The 14,931-nt window shown below is 65.0% G+C and carries 15 protein-coding genes and 1 tRNA gene; 10 read left to right on the forward strand and 6 right to left on the reverse strand.

The features are described 5' to 3' along the window. Positions 1 to 40 precede the first annotated feature (40 nt). Together OG921_RS12715 and OG921_RS12720 are read left to right on the forward strand one after the other, a co-directional pair. The gene (locus tag OG921_RS12715) at positions 41 to 814 is read left to right on the forward strand and encodes an acyl-[acyl-carrier-protein] thioesterase (protein WP_266112835.1); all 774 of its coding nucleotides are present in this window, start codon (positions 41 to 43) and stop codon (positions 812 to 814) included. A gap of 64 nt (positions 815 to 878) precedes the next feature. Then, positions 879 to 955, forward strand: a tRNA-Pro gene (locus OG921_RS12720). 95 nt (positions 956 to 1,050) lie between these two features. On the opposite strand, the gene OG921_RS12725 is transcribed toward OG921_RS12720, so the two are convergent. Together OG921_RS12725 and OG921_RS12730 are read right to left on the reverse strand one after the other, a co-directional pair. Continuing rightward, positions 1,051 to 2,244, reverse strand: coding sequence for a tyrosine recombinase XerC (locus OG921_RS12725; protein WP_266112836.1), 1,194 nt, complete (start codon positions 2,242 to 2,244; stop codon positions 1,051 to 1,053). Positions 2,245 to 2,255: 11 nt separating this feature from the next. Beyond that, positions 2,256 to 2,912: a hypothetical protein gene (locus OG921_RS12730; RefSeq protein WP_266112837.1), complete on the reverse strand. Its 657-nt coding sequence runs from the start codon at positions 2,910 to 2,912 to the stop codon at positions 2,256 to 2,258. 116 nt (positions 2,913 to 3,028) lie between these two features. Between OG921_RS12730 and OG921_RS12735 the strand changes: the two genes are divergently transcribed. From OG921_RS12735 to OG921_RS12745, 3 genes are all read left to right on the forward strand, one after another. Beyond that, positions 3,029 to 3,235: an AlpA family transcriptional regulator gene (locus tag OG921_RS12735; protein ID WP_266112838.1), complete on the forward strand. Its 207-nt coding sequence runs from the start codon at positions 3,029 to 3,031 to the stop codon at positions 3,233 to 3,235. Positions 3,236 to 3,582: 347 nt separating this feature from the next. Next, entirely contained in the window at positions 3,583 to 4,815 is a 1,233-nt protein-coding gene (locus OG921_RS12740; RefSeq protein ID WP_266112839.1) for a DUF3631 domain-containing protein, read from the forward strand. Continuing rightward, on the forward strand, positions 4,812 to 5,279 hold the full coding sequence (locus OG921_RS12745) for a hypothetical protein (RefSeq protein WP_266112840.1): 468 nt from the start codon (positions 4,812 to 4,814) through the stop codon (positions 5,277 to 5,279). The genes OG921_RS12740 and OG921_RS12745 overlap by 4 nt, the downstream gene beginning before the upstream one ends. 737 nt (positions 5,280 to 6,016) lie before the next feature. Here the strand turns inward: OG921_RS12745 and OG921_RS12750 are convergent. Both OG921_RS12750 and OG921_RS12755 read right to left on the reverse strand, forming a co-directional pair. After that, a complete protein-coding gene (locus OG921_RS12750) occupies positions 6,017 to 6,580 on the reverse strand; it encodes a hypothetical protein (RefSeq protein ID WP_266112841.1) in 564 nt (187 codons plus the stop codon). 46 nt (positions 6,581 to 6,626) lie between these two features. After that, a complete protein-coding gene (locus OG921_RS12755; RefSeq protein ID WP_266112842.1) occupies positions 6,627 to 7,088 on the reverse strand; it encodes a hypothetical protein in 462 nt (153 codons plus the stop codon). Positions 7,089 to 8,080: 992 nt separating this feature from the next. Between OG921_RS12755 and OG921_RS26700 the strand changes: the two genes are divergently transcribed. The 3 genes from OG921_RS26700 (at position 8,081) to OG921_RS12770 (ending at position 9,348) form a co-directional block, all read left to right on the forward strand. Next, on the forward strand, positions 8,081 to 8,344 hold the full coding sequence (locus tag OG921_RS26700; RefSeq protein ID WP_353962097.1) for a DUF6278 family protein: 264 nt from the start codon (positions 8,081 to 8,083) through the stop codon (positions 8,342 to 8,344). A gap of 321 nt (positions 8,345 to 8,665) precedes the next feature. After that, complete coding sequence (locus OG921_RS12765; protein ID WP_266112844.1) at positions 8,666 to 8,959, forward strand: hypothetical protein; 294 nt, start codon at positions 8,666 to 8,668, stop codon at positions 8,957 to 8,959. A gap of 53 nt (positions 8,960 to 9,012) precedes the next feature. Beyond that, on the forward strand, positions 9,013 to 9,348 hold the full coding sequence (locus tag OG921_RS12770) for a hypothetical protein (protein WP_266112845.1): 336 nt from the start codon (positions 9,013 to 9,015) through the stop codon (positions 9,346 to 9,348). A gap of 500 nt (positions 9,349 to 9,848) precedes the next feature. On the opposite strand, the gene OG921_RS12775 is transcribed toward OG921_RS12770, so the two are convergent. Then, positions 9,849 to 10,811 carry an LGFP repeat-containing protein gene (locus OG921_RS12775; RefSeq protein ID WP_266112846.1) on the reverse strand — a complete coding sequence of 321 codons (963 nt, stop codon included), beginning with the start codon at positions 10,809 to 10,811 and terminating at the stop codon, positions 9,849 to 9,851. 183 nt (positions 10,812 to 10,994) lie between these two features. Between OG921_RS12775 and OG921_RS12780 the strand changes: the two genes are divergently transcribed. Together OG921_RS12780 and OG921_RS12785 are read left to right on the forward strand one after the other, a co-directional pair. Then, positions 10,995 to 12,557, forward strand: coding sequence for a DUF6578 domain-containing protein (locus OG921_RS12780; RefSeq protein WP_266112847.1), 1,563 nt, complete (start codon positions 10,995 to 10,997; stop codon positions 12,555 to 12,557). A gap of 369 nt (positions 12,558 to 12,926) precedes the next feature. Continuing rightward, positions 12,927 to 13,340, forward strand: a complete 414-nt coding sequence (locus OG921_RS12785) for a hypothetical protein (protein ID WP_266112848.1) — start codon at positions 12,927 to 12,929, stop codon at positions 13,338 to 13,340. A 202-nt stretch (positions 13,341 to 13,542) separates the two neighbouring features. Here OG921_RS12785 and OG921_RS12790 read toward each other — a convergent pair whose 3' ends face one another. Beyond that, a complete protein-coding gene (locus OG921_RS12790) occupies positions 13,543 to 14,838 on the reverse strand; it encodes a hypothetical protein (RefSeq protein ID WP_266112849.1) in 1,296 nt (431 codons plus the stop codon). Positions 14,839 to 14,931 lie beyond the last annotated feature (93 nt).

Below are 14,931 nucleotides of genomic sequence, written 5' to 3' on the forward strand. Positions count from 1 at the left end.
GTTGACGCTCGGTCGCGGCACCGCCTGGCACGATCGAGTCATGGTTATCCCCCCGGTGCTGACCGAGTTACCCACTGATGTGGAGTTCTACGAGACCGGGTGGCCGGTCCGGCTGGCTGACACGGACGCGGATCAGCGGCTCCTGCTCGACGCAGTAGCGCGGTACCTGCAGGACATCGGGTACGAACACCTCGATGTGATGCCGGACGGTGAACTGCATCGTGCGTGGGTGGTGCGCCGCACCGTGATGGACATCCTGAAGCCCGTCGAATTCGGCGAGCGCGCGACCCTGCGCCGCTGGTGTAATGCCACCTCGAATCGTTGGTGCAACATGCGTGTGCAGATCAAGGGCAGCAACGGGGGACTGGTCGAAACCGAGGCATTCCTCATCCATTTCAGCGAGGAAACCGGCATGCCGGCGCGGATGACCGACGCGTTCGTTGGGCCCATGCTCGCTTCCACGGATGAGCACCGATTGCGTTGGAAGGCGGTGCTCACCGATCCGCTTCCGGCGACCGCGGAAGACGACGTGCAGACTGGGGACTTCCCGTTGCGGGTCACCGACATCGACCGACTCGGCCACGTCAACAACTCGGTGTATCTCAGCGGTCTCGAGGAAGCCCTCTCGCTGCATCGTGACATCACTACCGTGCCGTACCGGGTGATCATCGAATACACGAAGCCGCTGATGGGCGGAGACAAGGTCGAGCTGGTGACCCGTCGGGCGGGCGACATTGTCGATATCTGGTTCGCGGTGAGCGGCGAAGCGCGCGCGGTCGCGCAGGTTGCAGCGACTGTGACCAAACGCCCCTGACCAGCCGATTCGCACACGCAGGTACCCCTGGGGTAACCTCATCGAGCGCCAGAAATGGCGTGGACGGGCTGTGGCGCAGTTTGGTAGCGCACTTGACTGGGGGTCAAGTGGTCGCAGGTTCAAATCCTGTCAGCCCGACCAATAAATCTGCAGTTCAAGGCCGGTTTTGGAGAAATCCGAAGCCGGTTTTTTATGCCCCCGGGGGTGTGGATAGCAACGCGGATAGCAACGGTTCGTCAGAAGTCCAGAATGCCGAGGTGATCAGCCAAGGCATCGACGGCAGCCCTTGCGACGTCGTCGCTGGTGTGCCCGTAGATGTCGCCGGTGATGGCGATCGACGAGTGTCCGAGCAAGTCGGCCACCGCTTTTATGTGCACGCTGGACTCCAGCCATGCCACGGCCGCGCTGTGTCGCAAGGTGTGCACACCGATGTCTGACATGCCTGCCTTCCGGGCTGCGATCTGGACCGTGCGCAGGACGTTGCGCGGGTCTACCGGCGTGCCGAACTCGGTGGCGAACACCAGACCGCTTTCCTGCCACTGGTCGCCCGCCGCAAGCCGTTCGGCGTCCTGGTTGACGCGGTGTGACCGCAGCATGGCCACCGCGGGAGCAGGCAACGGCACCGACCGCCGTGACCGTTCCGTCTTCGGCTCCGTGATGATCAGCTTGCCGCCGACCCGGCCAAGGGTGCCGCGCACTGCAACCACTCCGGCGTCAAGGTCGACGTCCGACCAGTACAGGGCGAGCGCCTCACCGCGTCGCATACCCGACAACGCGATCAGCACCATCGCGTTGCGATACCGCAGCCCGTCGGCGCACATCAACAGCTTGGATACGTCGACTGCACTGGCGTGCTTGGCTTCCTTGCGGGCGACACCCGGGCGCTTGACCGCCGCGGCGGGGTTCTTCGCCAGCAGGCCATCACGCACTGCACCGTCGAGGCCCGCCCGCAGGACGGTGTAGACCTGCCTGATCGTCGCGTCCGATAGCGCCCGAATGGGTTCGACCCCGTCCGTCGCGGCCGGCTTGGTCTTCGCGCGCATCGCCAGCACCAAACCCTCGACGTCGCTCGGCTTCAGATTGTTGAGTCTGATCGTCCCGAACGGTGCTGGCTCTAGGTGGCGACGGCACAGGTTCGCGTACAGCTCTTTCGTTGATTCCTTGCGATCGGACGCGGCCAGCGTATTGGCCCGCCAGTGGGCGAGCCAATCTGCAAGTGTGCGCTTGGAGTCCTTGACCGTGGTGCCGTTGTCCAGCCGTTCGCGGACCTGCCTCATCTTTTCGCGCACGTCGGTGCGGGTCTTGCCGTACACCGTGTGTCGCTTGGGCTGGCCTGTAACGTCGGTGTAGCTGACAGCCCCGACGTACCCGGTCTGCCGCCCGTCGCGCATCCGCTTGTAGATGCTGCCCTCGCCGTTCGCGTTCGCCAAGTTCGCCCCTCCTACGCCTTCTTCTGGCCCTGCTTGGTCGGTGGCAGGAATCCCGCCTGTCGCGCGCGGTCGACGTACGTCGAGGCCATCCGGTCCTTCACGTTGAACACCTTCGCGACTGCCTTCGTGGGCGCGCCATCGATGTTCATCCGATAGACCTCGGCAACCGATCGCAGAAATTCAGGGGTCATTACCCGACGCTCGCGTGGGAGCCGCTGCCGCTCCACGAATTTCTGGGCCATCCGCTTGGACTCCTCAAAATTTTCGCCATCTGTTCCGAAGTCGAAAGGGTCCGGGCGGTTCTCGGCATCCCGAGGGAAGAGTGGGTTACGTATGGTGCTCACGACCAGGTTGTTGATCAGGTCAGCCAGATCGACCCGGCGCAAGTGCTTCTGACGAATCACGCTCTGTTGAGGCTTTGACGTCCAGGCCAGTTCAACGATCTCGGGCGAGCCGTCCCGGAGTTCGACCCGCATGCGCATGTCCGGGTCGGCGCCGCCGGTCGTGGTGTATTCGATCCACGTCGGCACCGCGACGCCCTCGATTACCTCAGACCCGTCCGACACATGCTTAAGTGTCTTCCGATCGCCCGACTGAGCAATTTCGACCGTGTGCCCATCGGCCTGGTACCCGGTTGTGATCGGTCCCATCACGAGCTTGGCAGCCATTCCTAAACCTCCCGAAAAGTACGCATCCGGAACGTTGTAACTCTGTTCTTATCTCTGCATTCTGTCAATGTCCGCCGATGTACCAGCGGAGACGAACAAACAGAGGTAGGTCGGATATGGAGACCGGAGTCAAGCGGCTGGTGTCGATTCCCGAAGCGCGCCACCTACTCGGCGACATCGGACACACGACCGTCTACGAGCTGATCAAGCGCAGCGAAATCGTCAAAGTCAACATTGGCCGGCGTGGATTCGTCACGTCGGAATCACTTGAGGCGTATATGGATCGGCTCAGCGGAGCATCAGGAGGGGGTGACGCGACATGAACGGCGACGGTTGGCCCCACATGTCCAGCCAGGACATTGACGTGCTGGAGAACCTCGGCCTATCGAACCACTACGACAACACGCGACCCGATGGCGTCCATGCCGAGCCGGTGAACCCCTGCATGGCCACAGGACCTGGGCCTGCCCATCAGAGATTCTGCATCACAGGAAGGCGTTTCCGTTGAGTCCGCGACATGACGAGACCCGCCCTGACAAGCAGACCGGCTCTGCTTGCGGGCCTGGCGCTGGGCCGACCGTGTCGAGATCGGCTTCGCCGAGCACCTGGCGAGGATCGACAATGGCGCCGGCACACCCGAGGGTTGCCAATGCAAGGAGTACAGGTCGCCGTGAACGCTGACGCGATGCCAGTGTGCGACAGCCTGGCGCGTGAGATCGAGTATCTGATCCGGGCAGGAGCGACCCATGTGGACGCTCCCAATATCGGTTCGGACGTGCTCGATGTCATCGACGCCTTCGTCGCCCGGTTCCTCGCCCTCCCCAGCGAGCAGGCCCGTCACACGCTGGTGCTGTGGTGCGCACACACCTGGCTGATGGACTGCTGGGAGCACACGCCGCGGCTGCTGTTCACCTCACCGGAGGCGGGCTGTGGCAAGACCCGTGCTCTGACGGTCACCAAACATCTTGTGCCACGGCCGGATCACGTCGCGGACCTGACACCGGCTGCGCTGTATCACTCGATAGACGAGGCGCTGGAGCTCAAGGGTGGTCGGCCGACAGTTCTGTTCGATGAGTTCGACACCGTCTTCGGCACAGCCGAGGAAGGCAAAATCCGCAACGAGGACATGCGCCGCCTGATCAACGCCGGTCACGACCGCAGCGAGACGGTTGCACGCAAGATGGGCCAGAAGACCAAGCGATTCCAGGTTTACAGCCCGGTGGCGTTGGCTGGGAAGATGGCCGTTGACGATGTGCCGGCCACCATCCGCACCCGCAGTATCGCCATCCCGATGCAACGCCGCCGACCGGAAGACAATATCGAGCGGTGGAATCGCCACACCAGTGCCGCCGAGGCCGAGCCGTTGCGCTGGCTGTTGCAGTGCTGGGCCGAGCTCGTCCACAGCCACGCCATCGAATTCGTGGGGCTGGATCGCCCGGTGCTGCCCAAGGGCATCGAGGACCGTGACGCCGACGTGTGGGAGCCGCTGCTGGCGGTGGCCGAACTGGCCGGTGGGCACTGGCCCGAGCCGGCGCGTGTCACCGCTGTCACCGCTGTCACCGCTGCTGGAGTGAACGCTATGCCGAGCGAGGGCATGCAGCTGCTGTGGGAAATCCAGGCGATCTTCGACCGCCTCAGAATCGGCCACATTTCCAGTCGACAACTGGTGAAGGAGCTGGACGACACCGGAGAGTTCGGTTGGTCGAAACTCCCAGCACAACGCGCCGGAATCAAGATGGCGAAAATCCTCAAGGGCTACGGAGTCGGTCCCGTTTCCTTCCGTGACGGCACGAAGACCTTCAAGGGATACCAGCGATACTCCTTCGCCGATGCCTGGCTTCGCTACCCGCCGCCAAGCGGTGACAACGGTGACAACGGTGACAACGGTGGAGGACGACGATGAGTGAACTGCCCACCGAGATCGAGGTCGGTGACGCCTACGCACTACGCACGTTCAAGGCCGTAGACGGCAGGCTGACCTCCATCGTGAAGCGCGGCAGTCACTGGGAGGACGGCAAGTGCGAGGCGATCTGCCTGGCCCGCCCCGAGGACGCCGACCATGAGGTGCCCTCAGGCGACTGCACGTGCGGCGTCTACGCCTTCTGGACAGTCGAGGAACTGCTCAACCAGTACCTGGACTTCGCCCGCCGCATCGTCGCGGTCGTCCGGATGGACGGCCTGACCATCGAGGGTTCCAACGGGGTGAAGGCCAACGCGGCGCAGATCGTGGCGTGGTGGTGCGCAGAGGACGCCCCCGAACTGGTCGCAGCGTGTGCGGCCAGTGCCCCAGGCACACGCCGGTTCTTCGACCGAGACGTGATGATCGGACTCTATCCATCACCAGAGACGAGGAACTCCAATGGGTGACATCGGGATACCGCGGCGCCGAGTCATACGGGTGCCAGCAACGCCGATACGCAAGCCGGTGCAGGAGCCAAGCCCCGCACCCAAGCCAGCGCAAGAGCCGGTACGGGAACCCGCTCGGACGGGCCACGCACAGGGACGAGCCTGGTGCGGGATCGATCCACCGTTTATCGGACAGTCCCCATCGTGACCCACCCTCGGGGTATCGCGGGGGTGGCGCGGTGAGAAGTCGGCGAAGTCGCGCTGTATCTTCCAGACACCGTTATCGGCGACGAATGGCACCCCACTCGTGGACTGCGGTTCGGACAGCTTCGGGTACGAGACATTGCCTGAGGCTGTGACGGTTCCGTCCCGGTTGTCGGTGGCGCCGGTGAATTCGATCCGGAACACGTCCTGACTGCCGCCGGCAAAGCGTTGCGCAAGTTGCTCGTTCTGTGCGGGATCACCTTGGAACAGGTGGGCACGGTCCTCGACGCGAATGTCGAAATCGCGTGCGGCGTTGTACAGCGCGCTCAACTGTTGCGGTGTAGGCGTACCCGGGGCGGGCACGACTGGAGGGGGCGGCACCTCACTCACACTCGAATACTCCTGGCATCGGCCTGGCCCGGGAGCAGCGTGTCCTGACCATCCCACCGCCAGAAGAACTGAACCGCATGATCATTCGCCTCTAACACGGGGTGAGCGAGAAGCGACACGGCCACAACGTCGCTCTCGCGGTGGCACCCTGGGTCCCGGGTGGATCAGAACGCCTCGACGAAGCGGTACCAGTCGCCATCGAGATGGCTGTATCCGATCTCGCCGTCGTGGCGAGGCCTACCGAGGTATGGCGCGCCGCCCGGCAGATATGCGACGCCCACGGAGTCGATCAGTCCACCCTGTGTGTAGAACAGGCAGCCCTCCTCCCGGTGCGCGATCCTCGACACTTCGTACACGCCGATCCGCACTTTCTCGACGGAGTCGCGGCACTCGGCGGCGGCGTCCGCGAGGCCGCCTTTCGAAACCTGGAACCCGATCCACGAGGGGACGGAAAACACCACCAACGCCGCCGTGGTCAGCACCAGCACCGGGGCGATCAGGCTCGCCCGGTAGGCGCGGTAACGAAGCAATCCGATCAATGCGAGGACCAGCCACGCGATACCGAGGAACAGCAATGCCCACCCCGCGAGCACGATGTACACGAAGTCCACCACCGGGGCCGCGGAGGCCCACAGCACGACCCCGCAGGCGACCGACACGAGAACGGTGAGGGCGACGCCCATCGAGACCCGCCACCAGCGGGGTGGAGACGGCGCTGCCGCGTTCATCGCGTTTCCTTCTGCGGCCCTGTCGTCGGGGCGGTGCAGCACCTGGTCATCGGCATTGACCGACGTCGAGGACGGAACGATCCTGACCGGTGAGGGGTATGTCGTGGCCCGGCCAGTTCGTCCATCGACGGGCGGCATCATTCACCGGCTCCACCGTGCTATTCATGCCGTCGATCGGTCCGGAAACGGCCAGCGGGGCATCGTGTTCCGGCTCGTCGGCGTCAGTGCCCAGTACCCATATTCCTTGGTTGGTCGATCCGTCCGGGGCGACGAAGCCCATAGCGATGACGTAGTAGTCCTCGTAGGTGAACGAGGCTCGCCCCTTGACCCACCGATCGCGGACCGCGCGCGCCGCGATTGGGCGGATCGGGTCGTCCCTCGGGCGCGAGGCAATAGCGGCGACCAGTGCTGGGTCGACCTGCAGGCAGTCCGGCCCGGGCGGGCGCCGAACCTCCTGCACGACAACGACAACCAACGCAACCACCGCAGCGATCGCTACCACCAGCACCAAGGCGCCTAGGGGCGACAACCTGCGTTTGCCCATCGTCGTGGTCTCCAACCCTGCCCATTGGCTCAGCGATCAACGCCCCGCCGGGGACATTTCGCTCACTCGCCAGACAGTCGTCTCCGGACGCGCAGCCGTTACGCCCGGTGTCGCATCGCCAACCGCCACGCCAGACCCCTACGGTCGGCATTGTGGTGTGGTTGGTGATCTTCGCGCTCGGAGCTGCAGCGCTGGTTGCAGGTGTGGTCCTGCCTCGGCGTGCACACCGAGAAACGCACACCGGGATTTCCTTGGTTCTGGGTGGCGTTGCCGGCCACCTGCCTTGCGGTCGCCGCGTCGGTCGGTGCCTTCACGCTGTGGCCTCAGGCTGTGACCGGTGTGGGGAGTGTGGTGGGAGCTGTTCGCTCCGAGTACTCCTGCCACGCAGTTCCTGACGAGCGAGCAATACCACCAGATCACTATCTGGCATCGGATGAGTCGACTGCTGCCGGTCCTATCGGCGGCGGGGCTCGCCTGGTGCATATGGACATGGCACCGCGATCGCGTGTGAGGCCGCCGGCGGATCTCGGTCCGGCTCTGCGGCGCTGCACTGTCACGGAAATGGGCAGACCAATTTTCGGCTGCCGTTGACACTGGGCAGATTGGTCGACCCTCCCGGGTCCGCTTCACCACACTCGATTGCGGGCTGGCTGCGCACCGTGATGCCAGGCGGTTCACAAGGACCATATCGTGGCAGGCGTGAAGCGATCACGGAGTGAGGTGTGGGCGGAGACTCTGGACATGATGCTGCCCACTGCGGTCAGCTCCCGACTACCGCGTTTCGTCCAACACCTCTTGCGAGTCGGTCCCCGCTACGGCATCGCTCGTGGGTTGGTTCTGTACGGACCGGGCGCGCATGGCGAGATCGACGCGGCCTCGGCCCGCTGCAACCTGACGAACTTTCACAGTGGCTGGCAGACCGAGGTGAGCCCTGCGGCAACACGCGTGAGGCGTTGGTGGCCGTCGAGCGCCGACTTGAGGAAGCACTGGACGACGAGGAGCTGAGCCACATGTTGGGCGGCGAGGTTGCCCTGCTGTTCGGGCAGGTACTGGTCGCGAACGTCGAGGGAGCACGCTGGTGCGTGTGGCCGAATGGACACCCCGTCGTGCGTGTCGGGCGAACAGAGCTCGATGTCACCGAGATCGCCGATGCTTACATCTGCCGCCATGGAGAACCTCCCACCGCGGTCGTAGACCGATACCGTTTCGCCGGTGCGTGAAGATCACCGACCAGTCCCGGCTATGGGGCGTCTTCCGAATCGATCAGGTGGAGAGTTCGGGATATGACGCCGAGTCCGGGAGTCTTCCGTTGACCCGCTTGACGGGTAGCCACGGACCGCGGCCCGCACCGGCACGCTGCCAACCGACAAGCGTTGTCCGCGCCTTGAGAACGTGGGTGCCTTGGTGCTGGGAGGACACACAATTGGCCGCCCGAACCGCCAAGAACCAGGGCTGACCAGACGGTCGACTGGGAGGTGCAGTGGCCGGATGTGCTACACCCCCTGTGGACGCCGGCCGCGGAAAGGGTTATGGGTGGGGACATGGGTATCGATGGCGACGAGCTGCCGGGTGACGCTTGCCCGGTTGCTGCGGATGGACCGTTTCGGTTGACAGTCGACGGTGAAACGTTCATGGTGACGATCCGGCCCGACGAGGACAATGTCTATGACTACGAGTGGGAAACCGGCCCGAATCCGTATGGCTTCTCAAGTTCGGTGCGGGTGGCCGGCGATCCGAATGCGGTGATTCCACCGCAATCGGTGGACAACCATCGGAGCGCGATCCGCAACTTTCTCGACCTGATCAACCCGGAGACCGGCTACATCGGCGACTGAGTCGGTCCTCGGAACGGATTGCCAACGAAGGCGTTCGCTCGCACAATGTGGGCGTGTTGGGACAGGGCAAGGACTTACAGGCAGCTGGTGAGAGGTTCGCGGCCGCGCTGCCGATCACGCGGGACTTGATCGACGCGGCCGAGGGAGTGTTGGCCGCGATCGAGGGCGAGATCGAGCAGGGCCGGACACAAATTGAGCGGTTCCGGGTGAGCGACCCGAATCCCGATGGGGGGACGGAGGTTGCGATCGCGATCCGACAAGGGGCCGAGACCGCATTGACTGCTGAACGGAGCCGTTGGCGCAGGATCCTGAACGTATTGCGTGAGGTGCCGCCGCGCGGCATCGACCCGTCCGGGAGCGCGTATTTCAAGAGCCAGAAGCCCGACTGACAGACTGATTGTTCCAGGCCTGAGTTGCGAAGCCGTCTCCGCTGCGCCACGCCGTGTCGTGTCAGATATCGGTGTCGCCGGCGATGAACTTCCACAGCCCGGTGTCGCAGGTGGCGCGGTCGGACTGCGCGGACCCGACCACACTGAGCCACCCGTGGCCCTCGGCGGCGGCGAAGATGTCGTGGATGTCCCAGAAGTAGCGTGTCGGTGACGACGGGTAGGGCAGGGCGGCGTGGCCCTCGTTTTTTGTCGCGGCCTACGTCTTCGGTAAAGGTGGCCAGGTTGCCGATGCAGAGACAGTTGTAGCCCTGCGGAGCATTCTTTCGGGCGTAGTCGGTGCAAGCTGTGGCCGGCGGCGGTTCCTTAGGAGTGACACTCGGTTCGGCATTGGCGGCCGGACTGAAGGCTGCGGCGGCAAGTTCGGTGATCGCGACCGCTGTCAGGGCGGTGGTGCGTAGGCGGGGGGATCATCGCGTGCTCCTGGGAGGTGGCGTGGGTGGTCAGAACGGCCGGTAAAAGGCGATGCGGTCAACCTCGAAGTCCTGGGCCAGCCAGCCTTGGCCGCCCGGTTCTGCGTAAGTGTCGGTGACCGGGTAGCCGTGTTGGCCAGCTTCGGAGCCGCGGGACCGCCACACAGTAGCGATGACCAGATCGACCGAGTGCGCATCGGTGACGGTGGACCAGTAGATGGCGCCGCCGTCGAAGTTGTTGAACCGGCCGTTGTACTTGGCCAGCGGCAGTTCGTCGGAGGACGGATAGCCCAGATGCCCGCCTTCGGCTCCGTGCTGGTTCCACTTGTCGCGGATCGCCCCACCAACGGCGTAGGCCTCGTTGAAGTGCCAGTAGATAGCACCATGGTTGAACTCCTGGCGGCGTCCGCCTTCGGCCGCGGGGATCTCGTCGGTGGTGGGGTAGCCCAACCAGCCGGCCTCCCACCCATTGCGCTGCCAGGCAGCGAAGAAGTGGTTGACCACAGGGTGCGCCCCGGACCGCGGCGCCCAGTAGATCGGGCCGTTCTGGAACACCGACCGCTTGCCCACGTTGTCGGGGTTGGTCAACTCGTTGGTGGTGGGCCAGAGCAGAAAGCTGTTTGGGCCCCCGAGGGAGTTGTACTTGTCCTTGATCGCCCCACAGACCTCATATGGCGCCGGCCAATAGACCTGGCATCCCGGCGTCACAAACACCCCGGCCGCGCCATTGCCCGCTCCGGCGGCTTCCATAGTCTCGGCCTTATCGGCATCGAGCTTGGAAAACCCTCCCGGGATCTGTTCGCGATCCGAACGCATCTTTCCCGGAACGACCGTGGCGTTGGGGTTATCGGTCGCCTTCACTGTTGAGGCGGGATTGTCATTCGACGGAGTCGGACTGGTCGGCATCGAGATCACCACCTCGTTCTCCCTCTCGAAAACGACATTCGCGAAAGTTCCAGCCTGATTGGATAAGTCGCGGCGCAGCGCGGCCATTGTGCGGTACGGCCAAGTTCGAGTGTGTGGACCTCAAGAGGTGGTTCTCGATTACGTCACCATGCTACGAACCATCCCGCGGCGTTTCAGCGAGACTAGCGGACGACAGCGCTGGCATCGGTGGGTGTCGCCTTCAATAGCAATCGGCCAGGACGCCGCCACGGTCGTCGTCGAGGTTGGGTGGTGGTGGACGGGTGGACCATCGAAGACGGCGGACTCGATCCGCCGGCTGTCGGTGCGGTGTTGTCGACGTGGCTGGTGTTTCAGCAGGGCGCCACCCCGGATCGCGATCATCCCGAGGCGAGCGCGCTGTGGGCGGTCGCCGATCCGCTGATCGATCGGTCTCCCACGGTCGGCCGCGACGGTCGTCCCGATTGGACCATCATCCTGCGAGGGGACGGCTGGAGCGCGATCTGGCACACGGAGCGGCCGGTAATCGGTCAGGTCGAGGTCACCGGGACCCTGTCTGTCGACTGCAACTCCCGTGCGCACGCGGTCCGCGGACGGATCACCCGGGTGCGGTTGATCACCACCACGATCCGTCGGGTCGACGACGCCCGCGGCGGCTGGAAAGCTGTTCCGGGAACCCGCCGCTACACCGATATCGACACGGCCCCAAGGTGGTTCGAAAAGACCACCGATCTCGGCGACGGTGATGTGGTCGATCGGCATATCGGGGTGCTCGTCGAACTCGATCTCGACGACGTACCGCCCGCCGCGCTGCGGCCCCGGATATGGCCCGGCGCCGTCAGCGGATTCGGGACCGATCTGTGGATTCTGGACCGGGAACTCCCGGTGCTGGCACGTGTCCGCGAGGCTGCGCATGCGCCGGTGGTCAGCGAGCACGTGTTTCCCGCACCTGCGTTGGCTACCGGTCCGTGGCGCCGCGTGTTCGCCGACTCGGGCGGCTGCTGGATCACCGGTATCGACGGTGTCTTTCGTTGCGTGCTGCGCCCGGACGGGAGCGTCGAATCGCGGCGCAGTGACGATCGGGCGGCGTGGCGGGCCGTTTCCCACGGCGACATCCTGCTTGCCGTGGACCGCACCCTCCCCGGCCTGCAGGTCGACGCGCAGGCCGCCCAGGTGATACCGGTGGAACTGACCGAGCGGCCGGCCCGGATTCTGCGCCCCGACGCACCGACGGTGCCGGTCGACCTGCCGGACGGAGCGGTCCAGTCGCTCATTGCCACGGCCACCGGATTCGCTGTGCTACTCCGGATCCGGGAGCCCAACGAGGGCACGGTGGAGTTCCGGATCGCCACTGTGACTCTCGATGGCCAGGTGAGCGTCGGGTCGGGCTTCTGGATCGAGGAACGCCACGCGTATCCCGTGTTCGCGCTTGACGATCCGCTGCTGCTCCTCACCCGCCGATCGATCTTTGGGGTGGGCGACGATTCGACAGCAGCGCTGGTACACACGTTCCCCCGCCCAGTCCTTCCGAGCGGCGGGCAGGCCGGTCACCGGATCTGGCTGACGATGCATCGCCCGGACGGCACCGGCGGCTGGTGGCCGGTGCGCGGTCCCGCCGATCTGCCACCCCGAGATGCGGGCAAATGGCTGCTCGCGCTTCTCGACCCGGTCACCCTGGAGCCGACGACGGTTATAGCGGTGAACGACTCCCAACCCGGTGTCACCACCACCGGCGACGGCAGCATCTGGATCACCGACCACCACGGCATCCGCGTCGTACACCCCGACGGAACCCTCCAACCACTCAACTTGTCCGATGACCCGGCGACACCGTGACCGACCGCTGACGCAGATCGAAACAAGGCCACAACCGCCACGAGGTCCGCTCCAACCGACGAGACAAGCGCTCGTCCTGCAGACCTCCGTCGGTGCTGGCCGGGTAGCCCGACACGCTGCAGGCCGGGAGGCGCCCAAACCTGTTGCGAACGTCGTGTAGCAGACTGGTAACAATCCGCGAGTTCGCCGAGTACATCGCGGCCCGGGATGAGTTCGGAGAATTGGCGTTCGACCAATCGGTCGACGACGGGCAACTCTACATCGAAGCGCGGTGAGGGCTTTGCCGCATGATCGGACTCCCATAAACGTCGGATCCGCTGTAAACTCTGCCTCTTCGTCTTTGGACGGAGTACACGGGAGCGATCACCGATGACCGAACACAAGCAAATGCAGCCCCCGGACTACCACCGATGCCTCGACACCGTCTTCGCCTCACCCACAGCGTGCCGCGAACTCCTGGAGCGCCTCGCCAAGACAGGTGAAGTGGACCTGCGGTCGAAGTGGTCGCCGTGGCAAGGTCAGGAACCCCCGCCCCACGGGTACGAGGTGAAACGGCAGGTCCCTGCCGGAGTGCAACTGCTGATGGTCGAGGCGAAACTCGCGGGTGAACGCGCATCCTTCAACCGGTTGTGGCGCGAACTGTACGACCTGATGGGCGTTGCCCCTATGCAGGAGAGCAACGCCGAACTCATCGTCAACATAGGTGGGACACTCGACCGCCTGAGATGCCGCATCGCGGAGCTCGAAGAAGCGGTAGCGGCCAAGGACGATCCGGATGCTTGAGAACACCGGCATTTGACCATTGTCCCGGCGGTCGAGGCCTCGATGCCTTCTTGTTCGGTCCGGCCGAAAGGAGCTCTCGATGACCCACGATGTGCAGGGATGGGACAAGCCTATGGCAACGACGCGAGTGCACCAGGGTGTGCCTGTGGCCTATCGGAGCCACGACACCGACCGCCGGACAACCCTGGTCCTCATGCGGAGGTTATCGGCCTCCGCGTTGGACGAGCACACCGACGCGATCGGGGTCCGAGCGCCGGGCAAAGGCGAGCGTGGCGAGGGTGGCGGTGATGGTCGCGACGACGACACCAAGGGGCAGCGGCGAGTCGACGGCGACCGCCGGTCCCGATTCGGAGCTCCGGTAGCCGTTCGACCAGCCGTAGTCGTTGACGGCCAGTGGCGCGGAGACGGCGAAGAACGTCATGGTCAACGGCAACATCGCGGCGCTGACCACCACCGGTGCGTCCGGAGGAGTGGTCGACAGGACGGAGGCGACGGACAACCCCAGCGCACCGGGCAACACCAGGGTGTAGGCCGTGATCGTCAAGAGGTCGAAGATGCCACTGTCCGGAAGCAGTCCGGTGGCCGTGACCAGGACGAGGAGAACCATCCCCACCGTGGACATCGGATACCGCCGCCCGAGCGTCACCCCGGCGACCAACGCGATGAGACCTGCCAGGACCCACCACCAGGCGCCCGATGCGTAGTGCACTTGGCCGACCGTTGCAGCGGCCGCGGCCAACCCCACCAGCAGCACGCGCCCCCCAGGGGCGGGCAGTAACCATGCCCCGGCAAGGGTCGCCGCGACGGCGATCCCAACCGCGACCGTCCACGACACCGGGCCGGACTCGGTCGTTCCCAGCACGGTGTAGAGCAACAGGAACACCACCGGCAGAGCACCACCGACGATCGCCGGCCGAACCTCGGCAGCACGCTCGTCGGGACGGGTGGTGAGTGCAACTCCGCCGAGAACGATCACGGCGACAGCCAGGATGGGCAGCGGCACGGTCGCCGGAACGTAGAACGGATCGCCGGGCAGGGCGACCGACCATCGTTGCGCCGGAACCCTCCACAAGCGGGCCCCGGCGAAGAACGTTGTCGCCGCCAGCACACCGAGAGCCAGCGCAATCAGCGGTGCCCGTCGCCCGGCAGTCGGATATGCCGCCGCACCGAGTATCAGGCCGGCCCCCACCGCGTTCAGGGTCAAGCCCGGTTCGGTCGACACCGCCACAACAGCGGGGAGGCCGATCGCTGCGGCGCCCATGAGGGCGGTTGCGGCTGCGCCGATCCCGGAACGCAACCGCAGCAGCACCGCCAGCACGGCAACGGCAACGACTGCTGCGACGGTTCCGGACCACTGCGGAGTGACCAGCACCCCGCTCAGACCGTCCTTGGCGGCGATGGTGTGGTCGAGTACCTCCGATTCGCGGAGCGCGAAGGCAGCGAGCACACCACCGATCAGGGCGGCAACGGTCGGGCCGCACCGGTCAACGAGATTCACCGCCAGACCGTAACCCGCGGCCTCGGCAGAGCCAGGCATTCCGATCGCTGACAACGCTGAAACGACAGTGGTGTGGGTGGCACGTCCGGCCGC

Source organism: Aldersonia sp. NBC_00410 (assembly GCF_026342035.1).
Classification (GTDB): domain Bacteria; phylum Actinomycetota; class Actinomycetes; order Mycobacteriales; family Mycobacteriaceae; genus Aldersonia.

What these genes read in the sequence shown, in the direction of transcription:
- OG921_RS12715 (WP_266112835.1), top strand. Translation starts at nt 41, where the DNA reads ATGGTTATCCCCCCGGTGCTGACCGAGTTACCCACTGATGTGGAGTTC.
- OG921_RS12730 (WP_266112837.1), bottom strand. Translation starts at nt 2,912, where the DNA reads ATGGCTGCCAAGCTCGTGATGGGACCGATCACAACCGGGTACCAGGCC.
- OG921_RS12735 (WP_266112838.1), top strand. Translation starts at nt 3,029, where the DNA reads ATGGAGACCGGAGTCAAGCGGCTGGTGTCGATTCCCGAAGCGCGCCAC.
- OG921_RS12745 (WP_266112840.1), top strand. Translation starts at nt 4,812, where the DNA reads ATGAGTGAACTGCCCACCGAGATCGAGGTCGGTGACGCCTACGCACTA.
- OG921_RS12750 (WP_266112841.1), bottom strand. Translation starts at nt 6,580, where the DNA reads ATGAACGCGGCAGCGCCGTCTCCACCCCGCTGGTGGCGGGTCTCGATG.
- OG921_RS12765 (WP_266112844.1), top strand. Translation starts at nt 8,666, where the DNA reads ATGGGTATCGATGGCGACGAGCTGCCGGGTGACGCTTGCCCGGTTGCT.
- OG921_RS12775 (WP_266112846.1), bottom strand. Translation starts at nt 10,811, where the DNA reads ATGGCCGCGCTGCGCCGCGACTTATCCAATCAGGCTGGAACTTTCGCG.
- OG921_RS12785 (WP_266112848.1), top strand. Translation starts at nt 12,927, where the DNA reads ATGACCGAACACAAGCAAATGCAGCCCCCGGACTACCACCGATGCCTC.